This window comes from Ruegeria sp. G7 (genome assembly GCF_056535465.1).
Genome location: NZ_JBQFIL010000001.1, coordinates 420,067 through 446,040 on the forward strand (window position 1 = coordinate 420,067; position 25,974 = coordinate 446,040).

Sequence of the window (25,974 nt, forward strand, 5' to 3'; positions counted from 1 at the left end):
TATACGCAACGAACGCCGCTTGCAATGCCGGCGCAATTACCCGAATTTGGCGTGAATTTCCAGCGACGCGAAACGCAGACAGGCGATGCAATACGATTCCCTCGATCACTTCCTGAAAACCGGCCAGTCCGCGCTGGCCAAAGGCCCCGTGGCCCTGATCTTCGCCGAAGATGATATCGAGCTCGACGGCACCCTGCGCCACCATCTGGGGCTTGGCTTTGACTCGGTGATCGGCTTCATGCCCGCCGAGTTCACGCTCAGCGATGACCTCAGCGATCAGATCCACCGCATCCCCCTGACCTGCGCGCCCCGCGGCGTGGTGTTCGACACCATCAACCGCATCCTGCAGACAGCGCCCGAAATCTGGCTCTACTATTGCTACAACGCGGAATACCTGTTCTTCCCATTCTGCGAGACACGCACGGTCGCCGAACTGCTGGCCTTCCACGCCGAGGAACGCCGCCGCGCGATGCTGGCTCATGTAATCGACCTCTATGCCGACGATCTGACAACCTTCCCCAATGGGGTCGCACCGGATCGCGCCATGCTCGACAGCACCGGATATTACGCGCGCACCCGCCACGACGCCAACGGCTCCCAGCTCGAGCGGCAGCTGGACATGTCCGGTGGCCTGCGCTGGCGGTTTGAGGATCACATCCCCTATGCTCGCCGCCGCATAGACCGCATCGCCCTGTTCAAACCGAAACCGGGCCTCGAACTGCTTCCCGATCACAGCTTCAACGAGGCCGAATACAACACCTATGCCTGCCCCTGGCACAACAACCTGACCGCCGCGATCTGCTCGTTCCGCGCCGCCAAGGCCCTGAAAACCAACGCCGGTTCCGCGTTCGACATCTCGGATTTCCGCTGGACTCACTCAGTGCCGTTTGAATGGCACTCATCCCAGCTGCTGCAACTCGGCCTGATCGAACCCGGCCAGTGGTTCTGATCCGCCCTTCATCTGGCCAAAAATATCCCGGGGAGGCGCCGCAGGCGGCGGGGCAGCGCCCCCAAATCACCGCCGCAACAAAACCGGAAACCAATCCTCGCGCAACCGCTGCCCCGGCACCATGTCATGCCCCGGGAACGGAGGCGATGTCGGCCCCGGCCGCTCGACATACCGCGCATCATCCCCGACCAGACGCAGTGAAAACGCGCGGCGGCGGCTGTCTGATTGATTTCCACGCGCCCCGTGCAGCGTGCGATAGTTGAAGGCCACTGCGTCACCGGGCTCCATCTCGAACTCGATCACACGCATGCCCTCGGCATCCGGGTCGGGCACGGGAATGTACTGGCCCTCATCGGCGAAAAAGCCCTCTTCCGAAACCCAGCGGGTCGGCAACACTTCTTTCTCCCACCGATGCGATCCGGCCACACAGCGCAATGTCGCCTGTTTCACCGGGTCCAGCGGAGACCAGAAGCTGATCGTCTGCTGCCCCTCGACAAAGTAATAGGGCCCATCCTGATGCCACGGCGTCGCCATCGAGGTGCCCGGCTCTTTCACCAACACATGATCGTGGAACATCTGCACCATGTCCGATTGCATCAGATCAGCCGCGACCTCGGCGGCGGGCGAGGCCTCGATCACCGCGCGAAACTGCGGAATACGGGACCAGTTGCAATAGTCGTCAAAAAACCGCCCCGTCTCGCCTTGCTTCTTGTTTTCAGACGCATAGGGTCCCGGCTCGGCCATGTTTGCAGCGACACCATCGCGCAGTGTGTCGACATGGTCGGCAAACAAGCCTTTGACCAGAACAACCCCATCGGCCTGATAGGTCTCAATCATATCCTGTGAAACGAGGGGGTGCGGCATATCGGTCTCCGTGAATCAGTCACGCCGATCTGCGCATATCTGACCGTCACGTTCAATCGCAGGCGAATCGCACCCGCTGTACCGCTAGTTCTTTTTCCGCAGCCGGATCACCACGTCGACCGAGGCGATCTCAACCCCTTCGGGAGCCTCGGGCAGTTGCTGGATCACAAGTTGATCCGAGGGCGCATCACTCAAACGACTTTCATCTTCCCAGAAGAAGTGCGGGTGATCGTGGGTGTTGGTGTCGAAATAGCTTTTCGAGCCGTCCACGGTGATCTCTTGCAAAACGCCCGCTTCACAAAACGCGCGGAGTGTATTGTAAACCGTCGCCAGCGACACCGTGTCGCCCTTCTTCTTGGCCGATTCAAACAGGCTTTCTGCCGTCACATGACGATGCAGCCCATCGCCCACAAGCAGCTCTGCCAGAGCCAACCTCTGACGTGTCGGCCGCAATCCTGCGTCGACCAACCAATTCGTAGCGATTTCCCGGCTCTGAGGCGTCATGAATCCGATACCTGTGTTTTGCTACCCTTTATATAAGTGCGCTGGTACAGCAATTTCAAATGAAATTCATTCGCAAAGAATGTCGTAAGCACAACATGATATGGCGTCCCGCTCTTGCAGGACCTTGCATACGGGTGATAGACGAGGCCAAATGTTACAAACGGACCCCTGGCAGGAGAGGCGGCAGAATGGCCCAATTCCCGAGCAGCTTTGACAAGGACGATCTGCTGAAATGCGCGCGCGGCGAATTGTTCGGCCCCGGCAACGCACAGCTGCCTGCTCCGCCGATGCTGATGATGGACCGGATCACCGAAGTGTCAGGTGATGGCGGCGCGCATGGCAAGGGCCATGTGGTGGCCGAGTTCGACATTACCCCGGACCTTTGGTTCTTCGACTGCCATTTCCCCGGCAACCCGATCATGCCCGGCTGTCTTGGTTTGGATGGTCTGTGGCAATTGACCGGGTTCAACCTCGGCTGGCGTGGCTGGCAGGGGCGTGGCTATGCGCTGGGTGTGGGCGAGGTCAAACTGACCGGCATGGTCCGCCCCGACCGCAAGATGCTGACATATTATGTGGATTTCACCAAAGCCGTTCAGACCCGCCGCCTGACCATGGGTGTGGCGGATGGCCGGGTCGAGGCCGATGGCGAGTTGATCTATCAGGTCAAGGACATGAAGGTTGCATTGTCCGAAAGCTGAGCCCAGTTGACGGACCAACAGCACTAAACGGAACACAGGAGTACGCTTATGCGTCGCGTCGTCGTCACCGGTCTGGGGGTTGTGTCCTCCATCGGGAACAATGCCGAAGAGGTCTTGGCCTCGCTCAAAGCAGGCAAATCCGGGATCGAGGCCAATGAGCAGATGGTCGAGCATGGCTTTCGCAGCCAGATCGCCGGGACGCTCAAGATCGACGTGGCCGAGCATGTGGACAAGCGCACCCTGCGTTTCATGGGCCCCGGTGCCGCCTATGCCCATATCGCAATGAGCCAGGCGATTGCCGATTCCGGTCTGACCGAAGAACAAGTGATCAACCCGCGCACCGGTCTGGTTGCGGGCTCGGGCGGGCCGTCGACCAGCGCCATGCTGACCGCGCATCAGACCGTGCTGAAAAGCGGCGCGACCAAGCGGATCGGGCCGTTTGCAGTGCCGAAATGCATGTGCTCGACCATTTCGGCGAACTTGGCCACTGCGTTCAAGATCAAGGGCATCAACTATTCGATCACCTCGGCCTGCTCGACCTCGCTGCATTGCATCGGCAACGCGGCGGAACAGATCATGCTGGGCAAACAGGACGTGATGTTCGCAGGTGGCGGCGAGGAACTGGACTGGACCCTGTCTTGCCTCTTCGACGCGATGGGCGCGATGTCGTCCAAATACAATGACACGCCCGATAAAGCCTCGCGCGCGTTCGATCAGAACCGCGACGGGTTCGTGATCTCGGGCGGCGGCGGCATCGTCGTGCTGGAAGACCTCGATCACGCTCTGGCCCGTGGTGCCAAGATCTACGCCGAGGTCACTGGCTACGCGGCCACATCTGACGGGCACGACATGGTGGCCCCGTCCGGCGAGGGCGGCGAGCGCGCGATGCGTCTTGCCCTGTCCACGGTCCCCGAGGGACGCAAGGTCGGCTATATCAACGCCCACGGCACCTCGACCCCGGTCGGCGACGTGGGTGAGGTCGAAGCCGTCCGCCGCATCTTTGGCGAGGGCAACGTGCCGCCGATTTCTTCGACCAAGTCGATGACCGGCCACGCACAAGGTGCAGCAGGTGCGCTTGAGGCGATCTTCTGCCTGCTGATGCTGGACAATGATTTCATTACTCCGTCGATCAATGTCGACACACTTGCCGAAGGCATCCTGCCCGGTGAAATTGCAACTCAAGTAGTTGAAAACGCAGGCTTGGACAGCGTGATGACCAACAGCTTCGGCTTTGGCGGCACCAACGGGTCCATGGTTCTGTCGAAGTATAACGGGTGAACAAGATGTCGGAACTTCTCAAGGGTAAACGCGGCCTGATCATGGGCGTGGCGAATGACCGCTCGATCGCGTGGGGCATTGCCAAGGCCATGCACGAAGCCGGCGCGGAACTGGCCTTTACCTATCAGGGCGAGGCGTTCGGCAAGCGGCTGGAACCACTGGCCCAGAGCCTCGGCAGCGATTTCATGGTCGATGCCGATGTGACCGATGACGACTCGCTGGATCGCGCGTTCGACGAATTGGGCAAGCGTTGGCCGACCATCGACTTTGTCGTCCATGCCATCGCCTATTCGGACAAGAACGAGCTGACGGGCCGTTTCCTGAACACCACCCGGGCGAACTTCAAGCATTCGATGGATGTGTCGGCCTATTCGTTTATCGAGGTCGCGCGCCGCGCCTATCCGCTGATGAAGGATAATGGCGGCACGCTGCTGACGCTGACCTATCAGGGCTCGAACAAGGTTGTGCCGAACTACAACGTCATGGGCGTGGCCAAGGCGGCGCTGGAATCGGCGACCCGTTATCTGGCCAACGATCTGGGCCCAGACGGTATCCGCGTCAACGCCATCTCGCCCGGTCCGATGAAAACGCTGGCCGGGGCCGCCATCGGCGGTGCGCGCAAGACCTACAAGTTCTGTGATCAGAACGCGCCTATGCGCTCGAACGCGACGCTTGAGGCGGTGGGCGGCACCGCCGTTTATCTGGCCTCAGACGCCGGAACCTACACCTCGGGCGAGATCATTCGCGTCGACGGTGGCTATCACATTCTGGGCATGCCGCAGCCCGAATCCATGTGACCATTTCTTTCCCTGTGGGGGTCAAGATTTGACCATCTTTCCCCCGCAGAGATTGCGATATGAGCAAACTTGAACAGATCCTCGCCAGCAACGGGCGACCGCAACGTTTCCGACGCAATTCCAGCGGTGGCCGCGCGCGCATTATGCTGCTGGCGCTGACCGCGCTGCTGATTGCGGTCGTATTTCTGACCCAACCGCAGGTTCGCAACGCGGTTGAGCCGATGCTTGGGATGATACCGGGATTCTGACCCCGGCCATTGTCAGTTGACCGAGACGATCTCGATGTCGAAGATCAGGTCCTGACCTGCCAGCGGGTGATTGGCGTCCAGTGTCACGGTCGCTTCATCGACTTCAACAACCGTCACCGGCAAGGCCTGCCCATCGGGTGTCTGCATCTGCAACTGCGTGCCGGGCTCCAGCGGGATATCGTCCGGGATACCTTCGCGCGGGATTTGCTGGCGCATGCCGGGGTTGATGGGACCGTAAGCTTCGGTGCAGGCGATCTCGACGCGCTTTTTCTCGCCGATCTCCATCCCCGGCAGCGCCACGTCCAGACCGGGAATGATCTGGCCCGATCCGACCTCAAACTGCAGCGGATCGCGCCCTTCGGAACTGTCAAAGACTTTGCCGTCCAGCAGTGTTCCGGTGTAGTGGATGCGAACGGTGTCGCCTTCTTTGATTGCGGTCATGGGGGCCTCCGGCCTCAAGGGGAATAAGCGGCGCAGCCTAGAGGCTGACACGGCATTGTAAACCCTGCCCTCTTTAACCTGTGAAACAGTTGTGCTTACCTGCGCCCGATCAGGGGAGGATCATATGGCTATCACAACCTGCGTATTCGATGCCTATGGCACGCTGTTCGACGTCGCCGCCGCCGCCAGACAGGCCGCAGCCGAGCCGGGGTTCGAGGCTTTGGCCGATAAATGGCCCGAACTGGCGAACCATTGGCGTCTGAAACAGCTGCAATATACATGGCTGCGCGCCGTGGCCGATGCGCATGGCGATTTCTGGGATGTGACACAAGACGGACTGGACTGGGCGCTTGAGGCGGTCGGGCTGCAGGGCGACGACACCCTGCGCCAACGCCTGCTGGATTTGTATTGGGAGTTGCAGGCCTACCCCGAGGTCCCCGAGATGCTGAAGGCGTTGAAGACGGGCGGATTGCAGACAGCCATCCTGTCTAATGGCTCACCCCCAATGCTGGACGGGGCGGTGCAGTCCGCCGGGATCGGGGATGTGCTGGACGATGTGCTATCGGTCGAAAGCGTCGGCGTCTTCAAACCCCACGCCCGCGTCTATGATCTGGTCCAAGGCCGGTTCGGCTGCGCCCGCGACGAGGTGCTGTTCGTCAGTTCCAATGGCTGGGACGCGGCAGGGGCCAGCGGCTATGGTTTCGTCACCGCCTGGGTCAACCGCGCAGGCGAGCCGATGGATCGTCTGCCGTGGAAACCGGCACACGTGCTGTCCGACCTGACAAGCATCCCGCAACTGGCAGGGCTTTGATGGCGGTTTTCACCACTTCGGATGGCAAACGCCTCTATTTTGAGGATACCGGATCGGGACAGCCCCTGCTCTGCCTTGCTGGGCTCACCCGAAACAGCCGGGATTTCTCGTTCCTTGCCCCGCATATCAGCGATCTGCGCATGATCGCGATGGATTATCGCGGGCGCGGGCAATCCGACTACGACCCGGATTTCATGAACTACAACATCCTGCGTGAAGGGCAGGACGCGATTGAGTTGCTGGACCATCTGGGACTGGAAAAGGTCACGATCCTCGGCACCTCGCGCGGCGGGCTGATCGCCATGGCGCTGGCTGCGGGCCACCCGGATCGTCTGGCTGCTGTCATCCTGAACGATGTAGGGCCGGTGATTGAGGCCGAAGGGATCGCCAAGATCATGGACTATGTCGGCAAACCGCCCAACGCGAAGACCTATGACGCGGCCGCAGAGGCCCTGCATCACATGATGGAACCGAACTTCCCCGGCGTACCCCGCGCCATCTGGCGCCAGCAGGTTGAGCATCAATATCTGCAATCCGACACGGGCCTCGCCCTGCGCTATGACAGCGCCCTGCGCGAGGCGCTGATCCAGCAGGCCGCCGCAGGCCCTCCGCCTGATCTCTGGCCCTTGTTTGACGCGCTCAGCGATATCCCGACCGGCGTGATCCGGGGGGCAAATTCGGACCTGTTCGGGGCCGCAACGCTGGCTGAGATGCAAAACCGCCATCCCGGTCTGATCAGTGCCGAGATCGCAGACCGGGGGCATGTACCCTTTCTGAATGAACCTCAATCATTGGACGTCATCCGCAAAACACTGGACGCGACATGAGCAGTATTGAAATGATCGAAGCCGCCGCACAGCGGCTGGCCGGACACGCACGCGAAACACCGCTGCTGTCTTCACCTTTTCTGGATGAGATCGCCGGGCGCAGGGTGCTGGTGAAACCCGAATGCCTGCAGCACACTGGCAGCTTCAAATTTCGCGGCGCGTGGTCAGCGATTTCGGCACTGGATGAGGCCGCACGCCAGCGGGGCGTGATCGGCTATTCCTCGGGCAATCACGCGCAGGGGGTTGCCTATGCAGCCAGCCAGCACGGGATATCGTCTGTCATCATCATGCCCTCGGACGCGCCGCAACTGAAGATCGAGAACACCCGCGCCCTGGGGGCCGAGGTGGTTCTGTACGACCGCGCCAATGAAAGCCGCGAAGAGATCGGCGAGGCGCTGGCCGCACAGCGCAGCCTGACCCTGATCCGGCCCTATGACGAACCGCAGGTGATCGCCGGTCAGGGGACGGTCGGGCTCGAAGTCGCCCGACAAGCCGAGGCACAAGGCGTCACGCAGGCCGATGTGCTGGTCTGCTGCGGCGGTGGAGGGCTGACCTCTGGCATCGCGCTGGCGCTGGAACAACACGCGCCGGGCCTGCGCGCCCGCCCGTGTGAGCCTGAGGGTTTTGATGACGTCAAACGCTCTCTGGCGTCGGGGACCATTCAGAACAACAACGCCTCGTCGGGCAATATCTGCGACGCGATCCTGACACCGCAGCCGGGGCAGATCACCTTCCCGATCCTGAATCGGCTCTGTGGCCCGGGCCTGTCCGTCTCCGAACAAGAGGCGCTGCAGGCCATGGCACAGGCCTTCCTGCGGCTCAAGATTGTGCTGGAACCCGGCGGTGCGGTCTCACTGGCCTCGGCGCTGTTCCGCAAGGACCAGATCGAGGGCGACGCGGTGATCATCGTCGCCTCGGGCGGTAATGTGGACCCGCAGGTTTTTGAACAAGCGTTGGAATTCCTGACCTGACAACGGGCGTGAACCGGTGCACTATTCCGCCGCAAACACATTAAGGCGGACCCCTCACCGATGCACATCACCGACCTTGGAGACGTGAAGATACACTACCGCGTTGACGGAGACCCCGACGGCGCGCCGCTGGTCTTCGCCAATTCTCTGGGCACGGATATGCGCCTGTGGGACCCGATCCTGCCATTGCTGCCCAAGGGCCTGCGCATCATCCGTTTTGACAAACGCGGCCATGGCCTGTCTTCGCAACCCGATGGTCCGTATTCGATGGGTGCCTTGGTGCGTGATACCGAGCGGCTGCTGGACCATCTTGAGGTCAAAGACTGCATGTTCGTCGGCCTGTCGATCGGCGGGATGATCGCGCAAGGGCTGGCGGTAAAGCGCATGGACCAAATCCGCGCGATGGTCCTGTCGAACACCGCCGCCAAGATCGGCACGCCCGAAATCTGGCAGGACCGCATCGCAGCCGCCCGCGCGGGTGGGATCGAGGCGCTGGCGGATGCCACGATGGAGCGGTGGTTCTCGAAACCCTTCCGCGCCAGTGCCGATCTGGCGCTGTGGCGCAACATGATGGTCCGGCAACCTCTGGACGGCTATCTTGGCTGCTGCGCCGCGATTTCAGGCACGGATTTCTATACCCCAACCAGCGGTCTGCGCCTGCCGACCCTTGGGATCGCAGGCAGCGAGGATGGCTCGACCCCGCCCGATCTGGTGCGTGAAACGGTTGACCTGATTCCCGGCGCGCGGTTTGCGCTGATCCGCAAGGCGGGCCACCTGCCCTGCGTCGAGCGGCCAGCCGAATACGCGGACCTCCTCAACGGGTTTCTGACCGAAACCGGACATCTGCAAGGAGCTTAGACGTGGCCGATTTCCTGCTGGTTCACGGCTCATGCCACGGCGCCTGGTGCTGGCGTGACCTGATCCCCGAACTGACCACATTCGGGCATACGGCGCGTGCGATTGACATGCCCAGCCACGGATCAGACCCAACGCCGATTGCGGATGTCACGCTTGCGTCCTGCCGCGATGCAGTCCTTACCGCCTGCACCCCCGATACCATAGTCGTGGGGCATTCTTGGGGCGGATACCCGATCAGCGCGGCCGCCGAAGCTGCACCCGGCGCGCTGCGGGCATTGGTCTATCTGTGCGCCTACGTTCCGCAATCCGGGCTGTCTATGATCGAGATGCGCAAACGTGCGCCCCGCCAGTTGATCGGGGACGCGGTCGAGATATCCTCGGACGGGTTGTCCTACAGCGTCCTGCCGGACCGGGTGCACGGACTGTTTTATCATGACTGTCCACGCGAGGTGGTGACCTATGCGCTGGGCCGTCTCTGCCCGCAGGCGATCACACCGCAAGACACACCGCTGGAGGTTGGCGAAAAGTTCGACCGTGTGCCCAAGGCCTATATCCGCACCACCGATGACCGCACGGTTCCAACCGAATATCAGGCTCAGATGGCCGACTGCGCGGGTCCGGACCTGAGCCTGACCATCGACAGCTCTCATTCGCCGTTCTTCTCACACCCAGAACATCTGGCCGGGCTGCTACATCAAATCTCGCAGCGGATCTAAGGCTTTGCACCGGGTGGCCCTACCGTTAGGGTCCGGTCAAACCAGTTTCGGACTCTCATGCGCCTGCCCTTTCTATTTGTTCTTGGTACCGTGATGATCGACGCGATGGGCATCGGTCTGGTGCTGCCCATCATGCCGCAACTGATTGTCGAGGTGCAGGGTGGCACCTTGGCCACCGCCGCGATCTGGGGTGGCGTGCTCAGCACTGCCTTTGCGACCATGCAGTTCCTTTTTGGGCCAGTTCTGGGCAACCTGTCGGATGCTTATGGCCGACGCACGGTTCTGCTGGTCTCGCTTTTTGTCATGGCGCTCGACTATGTGGTGATGGCTGTTGCGGGCAGTATCTGGCTGCTGCTGGCAGGACGCATTGTCGGAGGGATCACCGCCGCAACCCATGCAACCGCTGCCGCCTTCATGGCCGATGTGTCTAAACCTCATGAAAAAGCCGCCAATTTCGGTCTTCTGGGCGCGGCCTTCGGACTGGGCTTTGTGCTGGGGCCGCTGATGGGCGGGCTGCTGAGCGAGTTCGGCACCCGCGCCCCATTCTGGGCCGCGGCGGGGCTGTCTGCCATAGGCTTCCTGCTGGGTCTGCTGGTGATGCCGGAAACTGTCACCAAGGAAAACCGTCGCCCCTTTCACTGGCGACGCGCCAACCCGGCGGGATCGCTTCGTGCCATCGCGGCGCTGCCCGGCATCCGGCCCTTGCTGTGGGTCTATTTCCTCTACTCGATCTCAATCTATGTCTACCCGGCGATCTGGTCCTATTTCACGCTCGAACGCTTCGGCTGGTCGCCGCAGATGATCGGGCTGTCTCTGGCCGTATACGGGATCGGCATGGCCGCCGTGCAAGGCGGTCTGATCCGCCCCGCCACCCGGTATCTGGGCGAGCGGGTCACGATCATCTGGGGCATGGCGTTCGGAATCGTCAGCTTCCTACTGCTGGCTTTTCTGACCAACGGCCTGATCGCACTGATGCTGATCCCCGTCGCCGCATTGGGGGCGGTGGTCACCCCGGCCCTGCAGGCCCTGATGTCGCGCGCCACGCCTGATTCCCAGCAAGGCGAGTTGCAAGGCGTGCTTGCAGCCCTGCACGCGCTGTCGATGATCATCTCGCCGTTGGTCATGACCAGCGTCTTTGCCCAGTTCGCAGGCCAGAACCCGCCAATCTACCTGCCCGGCGCGCCGTTTCTGCTGGCTTTGGTCCTGATGGCGGTCGGGTTGGTGATGTTCCTGCGTCCGCGCGCGGCTTTGGCATAACAACGACATAGGGGTGACGGATTCCGTCTTGCAGGTCCGTCCCCAAAAGGTCACCGTGGCCTGAAACGAAACGGGGACAGACATGCAATCCATCAAAGCAGCCGTGTGCCGGGACTTCGGCGCGCCTCTGGTGATCGAGGACATTCTGATCGCACCGCCCGGAATGGGCGAGGTCGAGGTCACGCTGGACGCAGTGGCGATCTGCCACTCGGACATCTCGTTCGCCAGCGGCGCATGGGGCGGCCACTTACCCGCCGTTTACGGGCACGAAGCAGCCGGTGTCATCTCGGCGGTCGGCGAAGGTGCCGAAGGGTTCAAGGTTGGCGACTCGGTTGTGGTAACCCTGATCCGCGCCTGCGGGTCTTGCCCGTCCTGCGCGGGCGGCAAGCCCACGATTTGCGAAACGCCCTATGACACGGTCAAAGGTCCCTTGCGGACTGCCGATGGCGGCGCGCTGGAGCAAGCCATGGCCTGCGGGGCCTTTGCCGAGAAGGTCGTGGTCAGCCATCGCCAGATCGTCAAAATCCCCGAAACCCTGCCCAAAGACCTCGCCAGCCTGCTGTCCTGTGGTGTTATCACCGGGGTTGGTGCTGCTGTGAACGCCGCTGGACTGCGCCCCGGGCAAGATGTGGTGGTGATCGGTGCAGGCGGCGTCGGGCTGAACGCCATTCAGGGCGCGCGCATCGCCGGGGCCCGCCGCATCGTCGCCGTCGACATGACCGAGGACAAGCTGGAGATCGCCAAGGAATTCGGCGCAACCCACGGCGTTCTGGGCAGCCTCAAAGAGCCGTGGAAGGCCGTCTACAAGGCGCTCGGCGGACGTGGCGCGGATGCAGTTCTGATCACCGTCGGCGCGATCCCCGCCTATGATCAGGCCCCGCGTTATCTGGGCCGAGGCGGCAAGGCGATCATGATCGGGATGCCCCATTCGGGGGATATGTCCAGCTATGAACCCGTGGTACTGGCCGCTCTGGGTCAGGGCATGGTCGGTTCAAAAATGGGCGATGTGGTCATTCAGCGGGATATTCCGTGGATGATAGACCTCTATGAACAGGGGCGGCTGAAGCTGGACGAGCTGATCTCGGGCCGCTGGTCGCTGTCGCAGATCAACGAGGCGATCGAGGACACCAGATCCGGTTCCGCCAAACGCAATGTGATCATGTTCGACAGGGGCTGACCCCGAAAGGAGCACCGCGTGAAACTGCAGGATCTCGATATCATCGTCACCGCGCCTCCGGCCCCCGGCTGGGGCGGGCGCTATTGGATACTGGTCAAGGTCACCACCGATACCGGCGTGACCGGATGGGGGGAATGCTATGCCTCATCCGTTGGCCCCGAGGCGATGACCCACGTCATCCGCGACGTGTTCGAACGGCACATGCTGGGCGAAAACCCCGAAAACATCGAACTGATGTTCCGTCGCGCGTATTCCAGCGGCTTCACCCAGCGCCCCGATCTGACCGTGATGGGCGCGTTTTCAGGGCTCGAAATCGCCTGTTGGGATATCCTCGGCAAGGACCGGGACCGCCCGGTCTATGCCCTGCTAGGCGGGCGGATGAACGACCGTATCCGGGCCTACACCTACCTCTACCCCCTGCCCCAGCATAATCTGACCGATTTCTGGACCTCGCCAGAACAGGCGGGGGACTGCGCCGCCGAGATGGTGCGGCGTGGCTATACCGCCGTCAAATTCGACCCCGCAGGGCCTTACACCATCCGCGGCGGGCACATGCCTGCGATGACCGATATCTCGCTGTCTGTGGCCTTCTGCAAAGCCATCCGCGAGGCCGTAGGCGACAAGGCCGACCTGTTGTTTGGCACCCACGGGCAGTTCAACACGGCGGGCGCCATCCGGCTGGGTCAGGCGCTGGAGCCCTATTCGCCCCTCTGGTTCGAGGAACCCACGCCCCCCGATATGATCGAGGATATGGCACGCGTCGCCCGCAACGTCCGCATCCCCGTGGCCACGGGTGAGCGGATGACCACCAAGGCCGAATTCGGCGCGGTTCTGCGCGCAGGTGCGGCGGAAATCCTGCAACCGGCGCTGGGACGTGCAGGCGGCATATGGGAGATGAAGAAGGTCGCCGCGATGGCCGAAGTGTTCAACGCCCAGATGGCTCCGCACCTTTATGCCGGACCGGTAGAATGGGCCGCCAATATCCATCTGGCCGCCTCGATCCCCAACCTGCTGCTGCTGGAAACCATCGAAACGCCGTTCCACGATCAACTGATCAACGGCGCGATCCGTGTCGAGAACGGGTTCGTCACCCCACCAACCGCCCCCGGTCTTGGCATCGAGGTGGACGAAGCGCTGGCCCGCGCCAACCCCTATACCGGCAAAGATCTGCACCTGCAGATGCAGGAGGCACCCTGCGACTATGCGCATGGAAACGCCTTTCAGGGCGGCGCACCTGCAACCAAGGGGTGACAATTGACCCCCTGATGAGGCATATTAACCGGACCCCCTAACGGCAGACCGGTTTTTTTGTGACAACACAGCCCCCCGAAACACTTGCACCTTCCGGCGAAATCCCTGCGGACATGAAAGACAGCGCCGCGCAGGCGACAGCGTTTCTGAAAACACTGGCGCATGAAGGGCGCCTGATGATCCTCTGTCATCTCAGCGACGGCGAACGCTCGGTCGGTGAGTTGGAGGCATTGCTTGGTATGCGCCAGGCGGCGGTCAGTCAGATGCTCGCCCGCTTGCGCGAAGAACAGCTGGTCAAGGCACGGCGCGACGGTAAGACCATCTATTATGCGCTGAACGATGGGAAACCCCAGCGCGTCATTGCCCTGCTTTACGATCTGTTCTGCTCCGCCGAAAGCTGATCGCGTCAGCTGGAAACATAGCCCGCGATCACCTGCAGAAGCTTGAACGCCGTGGCAGCGTCGTTTTCCACAACGGCCATGAATTCTTCTTCCCCGATGCGCAGACAAGACAACTCGGTTTCCGCCACCATGCTCAGCGCGCGTGGCTCTTTGCGGATCAGGCCCAGTTCACCGACCAGCGCCCCGGCCCCGACCTTGGTGATCAGCTGGTCTGATGCACCCGGCTGCGGCAGGTACAATCCCGCCTCACCGCTCAGAACGACGTAAGCGCCGTCGGTCGGCTGATCATCCTTGAGGAAGACGACCTGCCCCGGTTTTGCGTCGAACCAGCGCGCACCAAAGGCCAGCAGGCGCAACTGACGCCGGTCAAGCCCCGAGAACAGCGGCGTCTGTTCCAGCGCCCGCAGCTTGCGTCCCAGATCAGCCGAAGCCGCGCCGTCGCCTTCGATATCAGTGGGCCCGTCATCACTGACGACGCGGCCTTGGCGGATCTCCACATACATATCGAAGACATCCGGGTTTTCGAACTGGTCATTCAGATAGATTACCGTCGCCTCGGGCAGCAATTCCCGGAGGTTCTTGTAGACCGCAACCTGTGTCTGCATGTCATAGCTGGCCAGCGCGTTCTCAAGGATCAGGATATCCGGTTTCTTGATGGTCGCGCGGGTAAAGGCCAGCGGTTCGGCAAACACCGCAGGCAGGTTCTGCCCGCCCAATGCCACCGGCACATCATAGATCAGCTCGACCACCATCGGGCGCGCGCCGTTCTCGGCCAATACGTCCACGATCAGCTTGCGCGCCTCGTCGGTGCGCGCGCCCCCGATCTGACTGACTTTGCCGAACAGCGCATTTTCCATCACCGTCAAACCGGGCGCAAAGGCGGTCTCATCCAGAGGCACAAAGACATTGTGCAACCGTTCAAGCAGTTTTTCCGAATGGCTGTGACGCAGCTCCAGGATACGGTTTTTCAGTTCTTCCGAGAACGCCGGACCAATCTGTTCAGCCGAGATCACAAACGGCACCGCCAGCAGATTGGCCAATTGCTCATCATTCAGCCCACTGACGCCCTCTTTGCGGGTCTGTTCGATCAGCTCAGCGGCTGCTTCGTAGGTTTTGACATCAAGGCCCAGCTTGCGGAACAGCGGGTGATCGGTGCCGTCCAGCCCAAAGATCTGGCGTAGCATTTCGATTACATCGCGCGTCAGGTTCGTCAGCGTTTCGTCCAGACCCAGTTCACGCAACTGCCCCAGAAACACGGTCTGCTGCGCCAGCAATTGCTGTGTGACCGGGACGCAAGGCGTCGCGAACAGAAGGTTCTCGGCCACGGGCAGGGCCGGGTTGTACGTCGACCGATCGAACACCAACGCCTGCTGCTCGAGTCCTGCATCACGCACCGCTTTTTGCACCAGCGGGCGCAGCTCAATCAGCTTTGCGGCCAAAGCCGGGCGCTCGTCAGCGTTGAATACCTGCTCGGCCCCGCGCTGGAACAGGGCCGCGCCCGACCCCATTACATCAATCAGCTTTAACCACCATTCGCGCAAATGTACGGTGTCTTCAAAACCGGCAAGCCCGGGATCAAGCCATTCTGTCTTGAACGGATCAGCACTGTTCCCGGAGCGCAATGTCTCGGCAAAGTCGGGATCCGGGGTGGTTGAGGCCAAGGGGCGCGGACGCATTGGCATCATCACATTCTCACCAAGCGTTCCCTGGAACATCACCGGACGCGACGTCGCAAGGCCGATGCGCGCGGCGACAGTGCTTTGATGCAGCTCAGCCATATTGAGGCCGCCGATCTCGATCTTGCCTGAGGTGGGCAGAATCTCGCGCGTCAGCAATTCGGTCATGGCATGGCGGTCTTCTTCGCTGGGGGCAGAGATACCGATGGTCTTGCCCGCCGGAAACGTCAGCTGCAGATCGTCCAGCACCTGATTGCCATCAATGTCACGCACCGAGACATCGCTCAGGACAATATCACCGTTCAGATGCGGGCTCTGATCGGGGTCGCTGTCGAACAAGGTCTCATCGACCATCCCGTCAGGCGCAAAGCGTTCGATCACCACGTCCCAGCGCAGCGACATATCTTGCGTCTGGTTGTAGTAGGTAAGCAGTTCCTTCCACGGCGAACTCAGGTCTTTATAAGCTGCCAGCGCCGCAACCAGCGCGCCCAGCGAGACCGAACCCTGCAACACCAGAAAACCGCCCACCAGATAGAACATGAACGGCGTCAGCTGCGAAATGAAGTTGTTGATGAACTTCATAAAGAACTTCTTCTGGTAAATCTCGAACCGGATGCCGAACAACCGCCCCAACTGGTCCGAGATCATCGCACGGCGGTAGCGCCAGCCGCCGTTGGCGCGCAGTGTCGAAGCCCCTGCCGCGTTCTCGCTGATTTGGGCTGCCAGGATGCGCACCTCCTGAATGCGTTTCTTGTTCAGCAGGTTGATCTGGCGCTGCAGGCGCGGGATCAGCCAGGCCTGCAGCGGGATCAGCGCGACCGCCGCCAGACCGAACCAGACGCTTTGCAGGAACAAGAAAGACAGAATGGTGATCATCTGCCCCGCCTGCAGCACCGGCTGGCTGATCGCATCGCCCATCAGGCCACCCATCGGTTCGCTTTCGGCGGTGATCATAGAAACCATCTCGCCCTGGCTGACCCGCTCGAAATAGGGTTGCGGAAAGCGCAACGCCCGGCTGATCAGCTGATACCGGAACCGGCGCAGCATGCGTTCGCTCAGCACCCCTTTCATGGTGTTGATGCGCATTTTCATAAGGCCGTGGGCCAGCACCGCCGCCAGAAACGCAAAACACAGGATCATCAGGAACGTGGTCTGCTGCAGGTTATAGCCCCAGACATTCACGATCTGGCTGGAAGCCCCGATCGCATCATTGATGATCCGCTTGGGCAGCTCCAAGGTCAGATACAAAAGAGGAAAAAGCGTCGAGGTCACGGCCAGCAAGATCAACTGGTCGCGTTTGGAGTATTTCCAAATGAACCGAAAAATCGTTCGTTCTATGAAACCCGCCCCTGCTTTTGATCCGTCGCTCAAAGGGATGTTTTGGACACAAATACAACAGGTCGAAACTACCGCAATCGTATCCGGAGACGCAATTAAATTTCCAAATCGCGCTGAAATGCCCTTGTGTGAACAAGTTCATTTGCGCGGCAGACAATTACCCCCTACTCTTCTGATTCAGGACGATATCGGGAGGATTCATTTGCCTGCCAGTTTTGGCACTGTGTTTCTGTTGCTTTGCCTGCTTCAGATCAAACATATGTTTGCCGATTATTATCTACAGACGCCCAAGATGCTTTCCGGGCGAGGGTCGTATTTCCATATGGGACGCGCACAACATGCGGTGGTGCATGTTGTGGGATCGGTTGCGATATTCGCGCTGTTTCGCGCACCGCTTGAATTCATCCTGATCATCGCTGCGCTGGAATGGATCGTGCATTTCCACATCGACTTTGCCAAAGCGCATTATTCCGACCGCAAAAAACTGCAGCCCAATCAGGCCGCGTTCTGGCGCGCCGCAGGGCTGGATCAGTTGATGCACAATCTAACCTATATCGGCATGGCGTGGGCCTGGGTGGCGTTCGCCGCCTGAGGATCAGGGCACAACCGGACGGTTCCGCTTGATCGTGCGCAGCACCACATTGGTCTGCGCGCTGGCAACGGCGGGCAGGCGGAACAGAAAATCCTCGAGGAACACATTATAGGCCGCGAGGTCCCGGCACAGAACGCGCAGGTGGTAGTCCGCCTGCCCGGTCGTGGCATAGCATTCCTGCACCTCGGCGCTGGTCTCGACCGCCCGGATGAAATCGACGATCTTCTCGGGGTCGTGACGCGTCAGGTGGACATGCACGATCGCCTCAAACGTCAGCCCCATAGCCGGAGGATGCACCAGCGCACCATATCGCTCGATCACCCCAGCTTCTTCCAGCGCACGTACCCGGCGCCACAAGGCCGAGGCTGACATGCCCACCGCCTCGGCCAGATCGGCGTTCGAGATACGGCTGTCCTTCTGGAGCAAGGTCAGAATGCGGCGGTCACGGTCATCGATTTCGATCATACCGGTTCAGTTACCCGATAATCCGTCAGTTATCGACTAAATTATCCTAAATTTCTTATCCAGTCGCAAAGTCAGGCACAATAATCCATACCAAGCGGCTTATGCTACCGGCCTCCAACGGCAACACCCATGGACGGCAGCGATGAGTCACCACGACACCCCCCGCACCTATCAGCTTGAAGATCGTTACGCCCTGGCCCAAGGCCGGGTTTTTCTGACCGGCACGCAGGCCCTGGCGCGGATTATGATGGATCAGGCCCGGCGCGACCGGCAGGCAGGGTTGAATACGGCGGGGTTTGTCTCGGGCTATCGCGGATCGCCGCTGGGTGGGCTGGATCTTGAACTGTGGCGCGCCAAGGACCGGCTCAAAACCGACCGCATCACCTTCATGCCTGCGGTGAACGAAGACCTCGGCGCGACGGCAGTTCTGGGTGCGCAGCAGGCCACCCTCGATCCGCATTGCGAGGTCGAGGGGATTTTCTCGATGTGGTACGGCAAAGGTCCGGGCGTCGACCGATCAGGCGACGCGCTGAAACACGGCAACGCCTATGGCTCGGCCCCGAAGGGCGGCGTGTTGGTGGTGGCAGGTGATGACCACGGCTGCGTCAGCTCCTCGATGCCGCACCAGTCGGATGTGGCCTTCATGGCGTGGTTCATGCCCACGCTGAACCCGGCCTCCGTCGAGGAATACTTAGAATTCGGCGAATACGGCTTTGCCCTGTCGCGCTTTTCCGGCACATGGGTCGGGTTCAAGGCGATCTCGGAAACGGTCGAAAGCGCCCGGTCGGTCGACCTGCGCCCCGACCGTGAATTCACCTTGCCCGAAATCGACCTGCCGCCAAACGGCCTGCATGTGCGTACCGCCGACCTGCCCTCGCCCGAGATCGAAACCCGCATTCAGCACAAGCTGCGCGCCGTGCGCGCCTTTGCCGAAGCCAACCCGATCGACCGGCGCATCTATGACATCGACACCGCCAAGTTCGGCTTTGTCACCACCGGCAAAGGACATCTGGACCTGATGGAGGCGCTGCGTCTGCTGGGTCTGGATGAGGCCACCTGCCGCCGTCTTGGCATCGACATCTACAAGGTTGGCATGGTCTGGCCGCTGGCCCGCCGCAACGCCCTGCGGTTCGTCAAAGGCAAGGCCGAGGTGCTGGTCGTCGAAGAAAAGCGCGGCATCATCGAAAGCCAGTTCAAAGAGTATTTCTATGACTGGCCCGGCGACAAACCGCAGAAGATGGTGGGCAAATACGACAGCCATGGCGAGCCGCTGATCCCCTGGACCGGAGAGCTGAGCCCGCTGATGCTGGCCCCCATCGTCGCCGCGCGGCTGGACAGCTTTTTCCCCGAAGAAAACCTGCCCACCAAGGCACAGGCTTTGACCGAAACACCCCCGCCCCTAATCAACGTGCCGGGGGCGGTGCGAACGCCCTATTTCTGCTCGGGCTGCCCGCACAACACCTCGACCAAGGTGCCCGAAGGCTCGACCGCGGCCAGCGGCATCGGCTGTCATGTCATGGCCTCGTGGATGGACCGCGAGACGGTCGGTTATGCCCAGATGGGCGGCGAGGGTGTGCCGCAGGTGGTGGCCTCGCAATTCAATGGCGGTAAGCATATCTTCCAGAACCTTGGCGAGGGGACGTGGTACCATTCCGGCTCGCTGGCGATCCGGCAGGCGGTCGCGGCGGGAACGAATATCACCTACAAGATACTCTACAATGACGCCGTGGCGATGACCGGAGGGCAGCCGGTGGATGGCCCGGTCAGCGTCTCAGGTATCGCCCAGACCTGCCGCGCCGAGGGCGTGGACCGGATCGCGCTGGTCTCGGACGATATCACCAAGTTCCGCCGCGCGGATTTCCCCACCCGGACCACGTTCCATGACCGCGCCGAGATGGATACCCTGCAGCGCGAGCTGCGCGATATCCCCGGCGTCACCGTTTTGATCTACGAACAGACCTGCGCCACAGAAAAGCGCCGCCGCCGCAAGCGCGGTACGCTGCAGGATCCGCAGAAATTCGTCTGGATCAACGATCTGGTCTGTGAAGGCTGCGGCGATTGCTCAGTCGCGTCGAACTGCCTGAGTGTCGAGCCGCGCGAGACCCCTCTGGGCCGCAAGCGCAAGATCAATCTGAGTTCGTGCAACAAGGATTTTTCCTGCCTGAACGGGTTCTGCCCCAGCTTTGTCACCGTGGAAGGCGCGACGCGGCGCAAGCGGGCCGTCGCGTTGGATCTGGACGCGCTGGAGGCCGACCTGCCAAACCCCGACCTGCCCAAACTGAACACACCCTTCGATCTTCTGGTCACCGGCGTCGGCGGCACCGGTGTCGTCACGGTTGGCGCGCTGATCACCATGGCTGCACATCTGGAAGGCAAAGGGGCCTCGGTTCTGGATTTCACCGGGTTCGCGCAAAAATTCGGGACAGTGCTCAGCTACATCCGCATCGCTAAGGCTCCTGACGTGCTTAATCAGGTGCGCATTGATCAGGGGGCCGCGGATGCGGTGATCGGCTGCGACGTGGTGGTTAGTTCGGCGCCCAAAGCCTCGGCCCACTACGCGCACGGCACACAGGTTGTGCTGAACCGGGCCGAGATGCCCACCGGCGATCTGGTGCTGCGTCGTGATGCGCAATTGCGGGTCGATGCGCGCGAACAGGCCATTGCAGATGTTGTGGGCAACACCAATCTGTCCAGCCTTGATGCAAACAGCATTGCCGAGGCTATGTTGGGCGACGCCGTCTTCGCCAATGTCATCATGCTGGGCTATGCGTGGCAAAAGGCTCTGGTTCCCGTATCGCATACGGCCCTGTCCCAAGCCATTCTGCTCAATGGCGTTGCCGTCGAAAAGAACCGGCTGGCCTTTGCACTTGGACGGTGCCTGGCGGCCGACCCTGACCGGGTTCAAGCGCAGCCAAAAGCGCCCCAGGCAGAAGAAACGCTGGATCAGATGATCGCGCGCCGGGTGGCATATCTAACAGACTATCAGGATGCCCGTTATGCTGAACGCTATGCGCAGCGCATCGCGACAATCCGAGCCGCCAAACCGGAAGTATCCGACCGGATTCTTACGTCGATCGCTCGTAACCTGTTCCGTTTCATGGCCTACAAGGACGAATTCGAGGTGGCCCGTCTGCACACGTCTCCCGTCTTCGCGGATGAACTGGCGCAGCAATTCTCAGGCGATATCAAAACCACATACCATTTTGCCCCGCCGATGCTGAGCTGGCGAAAGGATGAACGCGGAAGGCCACGGAAGTTCGGGCTGGGCCCATGGGTACGCCCGATCCTTGGGGGCTGTCACGGCTACGCGGTTTGCGCGGTTCGGTGTTCAATCCCTTCGGTTATCACGCCGAGGCACGGCTGCACCGGACGTTATTGGAATGGTATCGGTCTTTGCTGGATGACCTGCAGGCGACGTATCGCACTGCAGACGAGGGCATCTGGCATGATGCCCTGGCCAGTGCGGATGAGGTTCGCGGATATGGCCCGGTCCGTATCGAGAGCGCCCGCACAGCGCGGCTGACCGTGGCCGAGTTGCTGGCAAAGCGGAACGCTCAGGCGACCTGATCCAAGCGGGACGATCGATAAGCGTCCAGCCATAGCCGGTCCAGCGCATCGATTTCAGCCGCGTCGAACCGATGGTCCGTCTCCCAATAGCGGCCCGACAGGACGGAATAGCCCAACTCAGCCTCGCGCTTCAGAGCAGGCTGCATCGCCGAGACATCTGGCATCGGCGTCGCGCACAGCTCAGTCCGGGAGGCTGGCGGAAACACCAGGCGGCTCTCGCCGGTTGACAAACGCAGGATGCGGCACCCCTGCGCCGCGCCGAACAGAGCCAGTCGCGCCGCCTTCGCTTCGAGCGACCGCAGAGTGACATCCTCGCGTAAGGGATCGGCGGCACCGGTGCCATAGAAATGCGTTCGCCCCACAGCCGGGTAAACCATATCACAGCCCAAATATGCCACAACTGCCGGACGCAGCGCCGCCAAGGCCCAATAGCCTGCGGTGAACGCCATCGTACCCCCTGCATAGACAAAACCACCATAGCGGTTTTGCAGCGGAACATAATCACTTGCGCTGACTATGGATTGCGCGGGTCCAATTCCGAGCGGACGATTTTCCGAAGGAAAGTCCTCGGGGTGGACCAGCACATCCCAATCATCGCGGATGCGCCAGGCATTGTTAATGGCGACGATATGGGTAAACGGATGCCGCGACCACTTACGCGCCGTCAGCGCCGAGGGTGCGCTGCCGAGTATCAGAACATACGGAGCTTGATCTGCCATGGGAACGGCCTTTATCCGGTTCCCCGGACAGTTAGGCCGATCCCTCGACCCGTCTAGCCCAGAACCGAGAAACTGCTCTCGGCATTGATTGGTCGTTTGCGCGAATAGAACCCGACGTCAATGCTGCGCCCGATATAGGGCAACTCGAACTGCAGCGGGTCGGCATCGTGATCCGCACCACCCTCGCAATAGTCGATCAGTGCGGCCATCATCTTGCCCGCAATCGGCGCGTTCTTGTACTGGTTCCCGCTGGTGCCGCAGGCCATGTAGAAACCCGGAAGACTGGATTTGTCATAGATCGGAATCCAGTCGGTCGACGCATCATACAAATCCACAACACCGCGCGTCTTCGAGGGAATGCCAAGGCTGGGAACCCGCTGCGCATAGCGCATCGCCTGCGTGGTCCACTGGTCGGTAAAGTCCTGATTATAGGTCTTGTCATCCTCGCACCACTGATGCGGATCACATTCCGGGTCTTCCGAGCCGATCAGGATGTGATTGCCGTGTTCGGGCCGACAGTAAAGCGCGATATCGCTATCCGATACAATCGTGCCCTGATTTTCGAAATCAAAACCCTCGGGAGCGGGCACATGCACAACCTCCTGCCGCAGGGGCCGGGTTTCGATGGTCATATCCTCCAGCACCCCGGCCATCGCGTTAACGATAGCCGAACCCGGTCCGGCAACATTCACAACAACCTTCGCGCGGATTTCCTCACCCGATGCCAGCTTGACACCCGAGACGCGCCCCTGCTCCATCAGGATTTCAACCACCTCTGCGCCGGTCCGCGCCTCTGCACCATGTTGTTTGGCAGCGTCCATGAGGTTTTGCGCCGACAGGGCCGGGTCTGTCACATACCCCGCCTTCGGCCAGAACACCGCGCCTTGCATCTGCGCGCCATTGGGTTGCCCGAATGCCGGATCGTCCATACGTTTTGCCGGAGCAAAGCTGTCGAGCGAATAGATCGGCAAGTGCTTCGTAATCTCGTCGAGCGACCACTCTTCGAACGGGCAACCCAGCTCGGCGCTATACGTCTTGTGCTTGTCCAGATATCCGTTGGCGTCTGTCTTCATGACCAGGCAGCCGGTTTGGCGAAACTGCGCCAGATTTGCGTCTTTGGGCAGCCCCAGATACGTGGCCCAATCGCGCCAATAGTGATAGCCCTCCCAAGCGAATGCCGTCCCGTCCAGCGTCGAATAGTGCATTCGGATAATCGCGCATGATCCCGCCGTCGAGCCATGCCCGACCTGTGCGTTTCGATCCAGCGAGAGGGTTTTCCATCCCGCTTTTGACATCTCGAATGCAATGGCGGCGCCGATGACTCCGGTGCCGATGATGATGGCATCAGGCTGGCTCATGATGGGTCTCCTTTCCAGTGCTTTCGGCAATATGCGCTGAACTCTGCGACTTCCACCGCGCGCGGTTCGACGCCAGTGAACACATACAGATAGTGCGGAACCATCGAAATCCGCACAGAAATCGGTTCATTCAGCTGCGCCAGATCATACCCGATCTGCATATAATACAGGACGCGCGCGCGGGTTTCAGCCTCGATCTCAGGATAGCCGTATCGCGCAAACATTGCGTGCAGCGCCTCAAGCCGGCGCGTGTCGGACTGGTCCAACGCGCGGCGCACCTTACCGGATTTGCGGGCCCAGTCGCGCACAGCAAAATCCAGCGCCGTATCAAACAGATCGGTGTTCACAACGCAGCGATGCACGTTGCACACCGCGCCCGTGATCGTCTCGGCCGGGGCCTCAGCCTGCGCAACAAGAGCCGCCGTATTCGTTGCCTGCCAGCGTGCAAGCAATGCGTCCAGTAACTCTTGCCGGGATTTGAAGTACCAGTAAAACGACGACCGCGACACGGCCATACGCTCGGCGAGGTTGAGGACCTTGATCTGATCCACCCCATCCGAGATCAACACGTCCATTGCCACGTTCAGCCAATCGTCGCGCGTGACCTTGATGTTGCCAACCAAAGGCTCTGCATCGGGGTCATCGCGGTGGAGGATGGGTTTCGTGTTCATTCAACTCTCCGGTGGTGCACCGCCCGCGGCGGTGCGTTTTCCAACAAAGTCCTTCAATTCAGCGATCCGGTCACCGACCTGCTCAGGGGGCTGGAAACTGGACAGGATATCCTTCCAAACGCCGGTTGCCCGATGATTTGCGTCGACCGATCCGCGCTCAGCCCACGTCCCGAAATTGGCATAATCATGCAGATGAGGTTCGTAGAACGCCGTATTGTAACGCTCCATCGTCTGGCTGGTGGCAAAGAAATGTCCAGAGGGGTCCACCTCGCCCAGCGCGGTGTCAAAGCCGATCTCGGACGCCCCGGCCTGCGCGCCCGCACACAGCTCGGCCACCATGTTCAGCACTTCGGCATCGCAAACCAGTTTCTCGAACGAAACGGTCAGACCGCCTTCGAGCCACCCGGCGGAATGAATGATCACCGTCGCCCCGGCCATCAGACACCCCCACAGGCCGAACTGATTTTCGTTCGCGGCCTGAACGTCGTTGATGTTCGACGCAGATCCCGCCGCAGACCGCCACGGCAGCCCCAGATGCCGGGCCAATTGGCCCGCCGCCAAGGAGGCCTGAAAATGCGAAGGTGTACCGAAGGCGGGTGCGCCAGATTTCATATCCACGTTGCTGGTGAAGGTCCCATAACACACCGGCGCGCCGGGATTGGCCAGTTGGGTTAGTGTCAGCGCCGCCAGCGCCTCAGCATGGGACAGGGTTATGGCCCCGGCCACCGTGATCGGTGCCATTGCCCCCATGAGCGTAAACGGCGTGATGATCGACATCTGCCCATGGCGCGCAAAGTCGATCAGGCCCTGCGCCATCGGGATATCCAGCGTGCGCGGGCTGTTGGTGTTGATGATGGTGTAGCAATGGGGGTTGGCCCGGAAATCCTCATCACTGAGACCGCGCGCCATCGACAGCATTTCAAAGCAATCCATCACCTGCGGCGTGCCCCGCGAGAAGAAGAACGGGAATTTGTCCGTCAGCTCCATCTGCGCCTGCGTCGTGAAATAGTGGCGCAGGTTCGTCGGCACATCTTGCGGCTCGACCTGAGGCGAGATCATCTGGAACACATCAAAATGGTGGGTCAGTTTCAGGAACTCCAGATAATCCTGCCCTGTCGCGGGCCTCCGCCCGCGTTCCAGATCGGTGGCATTCGGGGCACCCGCGCCGGGCTGGAACACCAGACTGCCCAGTTCCAGCGTGAAATCCCGTCGCCGCGCCCCCGCCCGGCAGGTGATGGATTTCGGGGCCGAGGCCACGGCGGCCTCGACCATATCCCGCCCGATAAAGACCATTTCACTGTCTTCATCCACGCGGGCTCCGCCCTGGGCGTAGATCCGGCGCGCTTCCGGTAGCAGAACCTTGACGCCCAGCTCCTCCAGCGTGCGCAAAGCGGTGTCGTGCATGTCCGCGATCTGATCCGCCGGAAAAACCTCCATCTGCGGGAACGGATTGCGGAGCTGGCGATAATTCACCTCGCGATGGGGGGGCGGGGCGGTATCAGCCCCGCGCCTGCGGCGCCTGCGGTTGTCAGTTGCCATG

General features: G+C 61.1%; 24 protein-coding genes and 1 pseudogene. 16 read left to right on the top strand and 9 right to left on the bottom strand.

The window, feature by feature from the left end:
- Positions 1-85 precede the first annotated feature (85 nt).
- Positions 86-949, top strand: coding sequence for a hypothetical protein (locus ACR3EN_RS02085; protein ID WP_480819287.1), 864 nt, complete (start codon positions 86-88; stop codon positions 947-949).
- A gap of 66 nt (positions 950-1,015) precedes the next feature.
- Here ACR3EN_RS02085 and ACR3EN_RS02090 read toward each other — a convergent pair whose 3' ends face one another.
- Positions 1,016-1,813 carry a phytanoyl-CoA dioxygenase family protein gene (locus ACR3EN_RS02090; protein ID WP_480819286.1) on the bottom strand — a complete coding sequence of 266 codons (798 nt, stop codon included), beginning with the start codon at positions 1,811-1,813 and terminating at the stop codon, positions 1,016-1,018.
- 84 nt (positions 1,814-1,897) lie between these two features.
- A complete protein-coding gene (gene irrA, locus ACR3EN_RS02095) occupies positions 1,898-2,317 on the bottom strand; it encodes an iron response transcriptional regulator IrrA (protein WP_480819285.1) in 420 nt (139 codons plus the stop codon).
- Positions 2,318-2,505: 188 nt separating this feature from the next.
- On the opposite strand from irrA, the gene fabA reads away from it, so the two are divergent.
- The 4 genes from fabA to ACR3EN_RS02115 are packed head-to-tail and all read left to right on the top strand — an operon-like array spanning position 2,506 to position 5,338.
- Positions 2,506-3,015 carry a bifunctional 3-hydroxydecanoyl-ACP dehydratase/trans-2-decenoyl-ACP isomerase gene (gene fabA, locus ACR3EN_RS02100; protein ID WP_480819284.1) on the top strand — a complete coding sequence of 170 codons (510 nt, stop codon included), beginning with the start codon at positions 2,506-2,508 and terminating at the stop codon, positions 3,013-3,015.
- 48 nt (positions 3,016-3,063) lie between these two features.
- The gene (gene fabB / locus ACR3EN_RS02105; protein WP_480819283.1) at positions 3,064-4,293 is read left to right on the top strand and encodes a beta-ketoacyl-ACP synthase I; all 1,230 of its coding nucleotides are present in this window, start codon (positions 3,064-3,066) and stop codon (positions 4,291-4,293) included.
- A gap of 5 nt (positions 4,294-4,298) precedes the next feature.
- Positions 4,299-5,090, top strand: a complete 792-nt coding sequence (locus tag ACR3EN_RS02110) for an enoyl-ACP reductase FabI (protein WP_480819282.1) — start codon at positions 4,299-4,301, stop codon at positions 5,088-5,090.
- A 59-nt stretch (positions 5,091-5,149) separates the two neighbouring features.
- Positions 5,150-5,338: a hypothetical protein gene (locus ACR3EN_RS02115; protein WP_480870293.1), complete on the top strand. Its 189-nt coding sequence runs from the start codon at positions 5,150-5,152 to the stop codon at positions 5,336-5,338.
- Positions 5,339-5,350: 12 nt separating this feature from the next.
- Here ACR3EN_RS02115 and ACR3EN_RS02120 read toward each other — a convergent pair whose 3' ends face one another.
- Positions 5,351-5,779 (bottom strand): FKBP-type peptidyl-prolyl cis-trans isomerase, encoded by a 429-nt coding sequence (locus ACR3EN_RS02120; RefSeq protein ID WP_480819280.1) that lies wholly within the window; start codon positions 5,777-5,779, stop codon positions 5,351-5,353.
- Positions 5,780-5,903: 124 nt separating this feature from the next.
- On the opposite strand from ACR3EN_RS02120, the gene ACR3EN_RS02125 reads away from it, so the two are divergent.
- The 9 genes from ACR3EN_RS02125 to ACR3EN_RS02165 all read left to right on the top strand — a co-directional run bounded on the left by ACR3EN_RS02125 (position 5,904) and on the right by ACR3EN_RS02165 (position 14,048).
- Positions 5,904-6,590: a haloacid dehalogenase type II gene (locus ACR3EN_RS02125; RefSeq protein ID WP_480819279.1), complete on the top strand. Its 687-nt coding sequence runs from the start codon at positions 5,904-5,906 to the stop codon at positions 6,588-6,590.
- On the top strand, positions 6,590-7,417 hold the full coding sequence (locus ACR3EN_RS02130; protein ID WP_480819278.1) for an alpha/beta fold hydrolase: 828 nt from the start codon (positions 6,590-6,592) through the stop codon (positions 7,415-7,417). Before ACR3EN_RS02125 ends, ACR3EN_RS02130 begins: the two co-directional genes overlap by 1 nt.
- On the top strand, positions 7,414-8,388 hold the full coding sequence (locus ACR3EN_RS02135) for a threonine ammonia-lyase (protein WP_480819277.1): 975 nt from the start codon (positions 7,414-7,416) through the stop codon (positions 8,386-8,388). The genes ACR3EN_RS02130 and ACR3EN_RS02135 overlap by 4 nt, the downstream gene beginning before the upstream one ends.
- 60 nt (positions 8,389-8,448) lie before the next feature.
- Positions 8,449-9,246 (top strand): 3-oxoadipate enol-lactonase, encoded by a 798-nt coding sequence (gene pcaD / locus ACR3EN_RS02140; RefSeq protein ID WP_480819276.1) that lies wholly within the window; start codon positions 8,449-8,451, stop codon positions 9,244-9,246.
- A gap of 2 nt (positions 9,247-9,248) precedes the next feature.
- Positions 9,249-9,962 (top strand): alpha/beta fold hydrolase, encoded by a 714-nt coding sequence (locus ACR3EN_RS02145; protein WP_480819275.1) that lies wholly within the window; start codon positions 9,249-9,251, stop codon positions 9,960-9,962.
- A gap of 57 nt (positions 9,963-10,019) precedes the next feature.
- On the top strand, positions 10,020-11,219 hold the full coding sequence (locus ACR3EN_RS02150; RefSeq protein WP_480819274.1) for a TCR/Tet family MFS transporter: 1,200 nt from the start codon (positions 10,020-10,022) through the stop codon (positions 11,217-11,219).
- Positions 11,220-11,301: 82 nt separating this feature from the next.
- Positions 11,302-12,396: a Zn-dependent alcohol dehydrogenase gene (locus ACR3EN_RS02155; RefSeq protein ID WP_480819273.1), complete on the top strand. Its 1,095-nt coding sequence runs from the start codon at positions 11,302-11,304 to the stop codon at positions 12,394-12,396.
- Between the two features lie 18 nt (positions 12,397-12,414).
- Positions 12,415-13,647, top strand: a complete 1,233-nt coding sequence (locus ACR3EN_RS02160) for a mandelate racemase/muconate lactonizing enzyme family protein (RefSeq protein WP_480819272.1) — start codon at positions 12,415-12,417, stop codon at positions 13,645-13,647.
- A gap of 113 nt (positions 13,648-13,760) precedes the next feature.
- Positions 13,761-14,048, top strand: a complete 288-nt coding sequence (locus tag ACR3EN_RS02165; RefSeq protein ID WP_480820050.1) for an ArsR/SmtB family transcription factor — start codon at positions 13,761-13,763, stop codon at positions 14,046-14,048.
- A gap of 5 nt (positions 14,049-14,053) precedes the next feature.
- Here the strand turns inward: ACR3EN_RS02165 and ACR3EN_RS02170 are convergent, their stop codons facing one another.
- Entirely contained in the window at positions 14,054-17,050 is a 2,997-nt protein-coding gene (locus ACR3EN_RS02170; protein WP_480820047.1) for an ABC transporter transmembrane domain-containing protein, read from the bottom strand.
- A 214-nt stretch (positions 17,051-17,264) separates the two neighbouring features.
- Between ACR3EN_RS02170 and ACR3EN_RS02175 the strand changes: the two genes are divergently transcribed.
- Positions 17,265-17,654 carry a DUF3307 domain-containing protein gene (locus tag ACR3EN_RS02175; RefSeq protein ID WP_480820045.1) on the top strand — a complete coding sequence of 130 codons (390 nt, stop codon included), beginning with the start codon at positions 17,265-17,267 and terminating at the stop codon, positions 17,652-17,654.
- A gap of 3 nt (positions 17,655-17,657) precedes the next feature.
- Here the strand turns inward: ACR3EN_RS02175 and ACR3EN_RS02180 are convergent, their stop codons facing one another.
- The gene (locus ACR3EN_RS02180) at positions 17,658-18,119 is read right to left on the bottom strand and encodes an Lrp/AsnC family transcriptional regulator (protein WP_480819271.1); all 462 of its coding nucleotides are present in this window, start codon (positions 18,117-18,119) and stop codon (positions 17,658-17,660) included.
- 142 nt (positions 18,120-18,261) lie between these two features.
- On the opposite strand from ACR3EN_RS02180, the pseudogene ACR3EN_RS02185 reads away from it, so the two are divergent.
- Positions 18,262-21,686: pseudogene (locus ACR3EN_RS02185) on the top strand (indolepyruvate ferredoxin oxidoreductase family protein).
- On the opposite strand, the gene ACR3EN_RS02190 reads toward ACR3EN_RS02185, so the two are convergent.
- The 4 genes from ACR3EN_RS02190 to ACR3EN_RS02205 are packed head-to-tail and all read right to left on the bottom strand — an operon-like array spanning position 21,674 to position 25,973.
- Positions 21,674-22,405, bottom strand: a complete 732-nt coding sequence (locus ACR3EN_RS02190) for a hypothetical protein (protein ID WP_480819269.1) — start codon at positions 22,403-22,405, stop codon at positions 21,674-21,676. The pseudogene ACR3EN_RS02185 and the gene ACR3EN_RS02190 overlap by 13 nt on opposite strands.
- A 53-nt stretch (positions 22,406-22,458) precedes the next feature.
- Positions 22,459-23,763, bottom strand: coding sequence for an NAD(P)/FAD-dependent oxidoreductase (locus ACR3EN_RS02195; protein WP_480870296.1), 1,305 nt, complete (start codon positions 23,761-23,763; stop codon positions 22,459-22,461).
- Entirely contained in the window at positions 23,760-24,434 is a 675-nt protein-coding gene (locus ACR3EN_RS02200; protein ID WP_480819267.1) for a TetR/AcrR family transcriptional regulator, read from the bottom strand. The genes ACR3EN_RS02195 and ACR3EN_RS02200 overlap by 4 nt, the downstream gene beginning before the upstream one ends.
- Positions 24,435-25,973 (bottom strand): trimethylamine methyltransferase family protein, encoded by a 1,539-nt coding sequence (locus ACR3EN_RS02205; RefSeq protein WP_480819266.1) that lies wholly within the window; start codon positions 25,971-25,973, stop codon positions 24,435-24,437.
- Position 25,974 lies beyond the last annotated feature (1 nt).

Bases quoted from the DNA above. Each gene is read 5' to 3' on its own strand.
- ACR3EN_RS02085 (WP_480819287.1), top strand. From the start codon at position 86: ATGCAATACGATTCCCTCGATCACTTCCTGAAAACCGGCCAGTCCGCG.
- ACR3EN_RS02180 (WP_480819271.1), bottom strand. From the start codon at position 18,119: ATGATCGAAATCGATGACCGTGACCGCCGCATTCTGACCTTGCTCCAG.
- ACR3EN_RS02200 (WP_480819267.1), bottom strand. From the start codon at position 24,434: ATGAACACGAAACCCATCCTCCACCGCGATGACCCCGATGCAGAGCCT.
- ACR3EN_RS02155 (WP_480819273.1), top strand. From the start codon at position 11,302: ATGCAATCCATCAAAGCAGCCGTGTGCCGGGACTTCGGCGCGCCTCTG.
- pcaD (WP_480819276.1), top strand. From the start codon at position 8,449: ATGCACATCACCGACCTTGGAGACGTGAAGATACACTACCGCGTTGAC.
- ACR3EN_RS02150 (WP_480819274.1), top strand. From the start codon at position 10,020: ATGCGCCTGCCCTTTCTATTTGTTCTTGGTACCGTGATGATCGACGCG.
- ACR3EN_RS02115 (WP_480870293.1), top strand. From the start codon at position 5,150: ATGAGCAAACTTGAACAGATCCTCGCCAGCAACGGGCGACCGCAACGT.
- fabA (WP_480819284.1), top strand. From the start codon at position 2,506: ATGGCCCAATTCCCGAGCAGCTTTGACAAGGACGATCTGCTGAAATGC.
- fabB (WP_480819283.1), top strand. From the start codon at position 3,064: ATGCGTCGCGTCGTCGTCACCGGTCTGGGGGTTGTGTCCTCCATCGGG.
- irrA (WP_480819285.1), bottom strand. From the start codon at position 2,317: ATGACGCCTCAGAGCCGGGAAATCGCTACGAATTGGTTGGTCGACGCA.
- ACR3EN_RS02090 (WP_480819286.1), bottom strand. From the start codon at position 1,813: ATGCCGCACCCCCTCGTTTCACAGGATATGATTGAGACCTATCAGGCC.
- ACR3EN_RS02205 (WP_480819266.1), bottom strand. From the start codon at position 25,973: ATGGCAACTGACAACCGCAGGCGCCGCAGGCGCGGGGCTGATACCGCC.
- ACR3EN_RS02165 (WP_480820050.1), top strand. From the start codon at position 13,761: ATGAAAGACAGCGCCGCGCAGGCGACAGCGTTTCTGAAAACACTGGCG.
- ACR3EN_RS02135 (WP_480819277.1), top strand. From the start codon at position 7,414: ATGAGCAGTATTGAAATGATCGAAGCCGCCGCACAGCGGCTGGCCGGA.
- ACR3EN_RS02195 (WP_480870296.1), bottom strand. From the start codon at position 23,763: ATGAGCCAGCCTGATGCCATCATCATCGGCACCGGAGTCATCGGCGCC.
- ACR3EN_RS02125 (WP_480819279.1), top strand. From the start codon at position 5,904: ATGGCTATCACAACCTGCGTATTCGATGCCTATGGCACGCTGTTCGAC.
- ACR3EN_RS02120 (WP_480819280.1), bottom strand. From the start codon at position 5,779: ATGACCGCAATCAAAGAAGGCGACACCGTTCGCATCCACTACACCGGA.
- ACR3EN_RS02110 (WP_480819282.1), top strand. From the start codon at position 4,299: ATGTCGGAACTTCTCAAGGGTAAACGCGGCCTGATCATGGGCGTGGCG.
- ACR3EN_RS02130 (WP_480819278.1), top strand. From the start codon at position 6,590: ATGGCGGTTTTCACCACTTCGGATGGCAAACGCCTCTATTTTGAGGAT.
- ACR3EN_RS02190 (WP_480819269.1), bottom strand. From the start codon at position 22,405: ATGGCAGATCAAGCTCCGTATGTTCTGATACTCGGCAGCGCACCCTCG.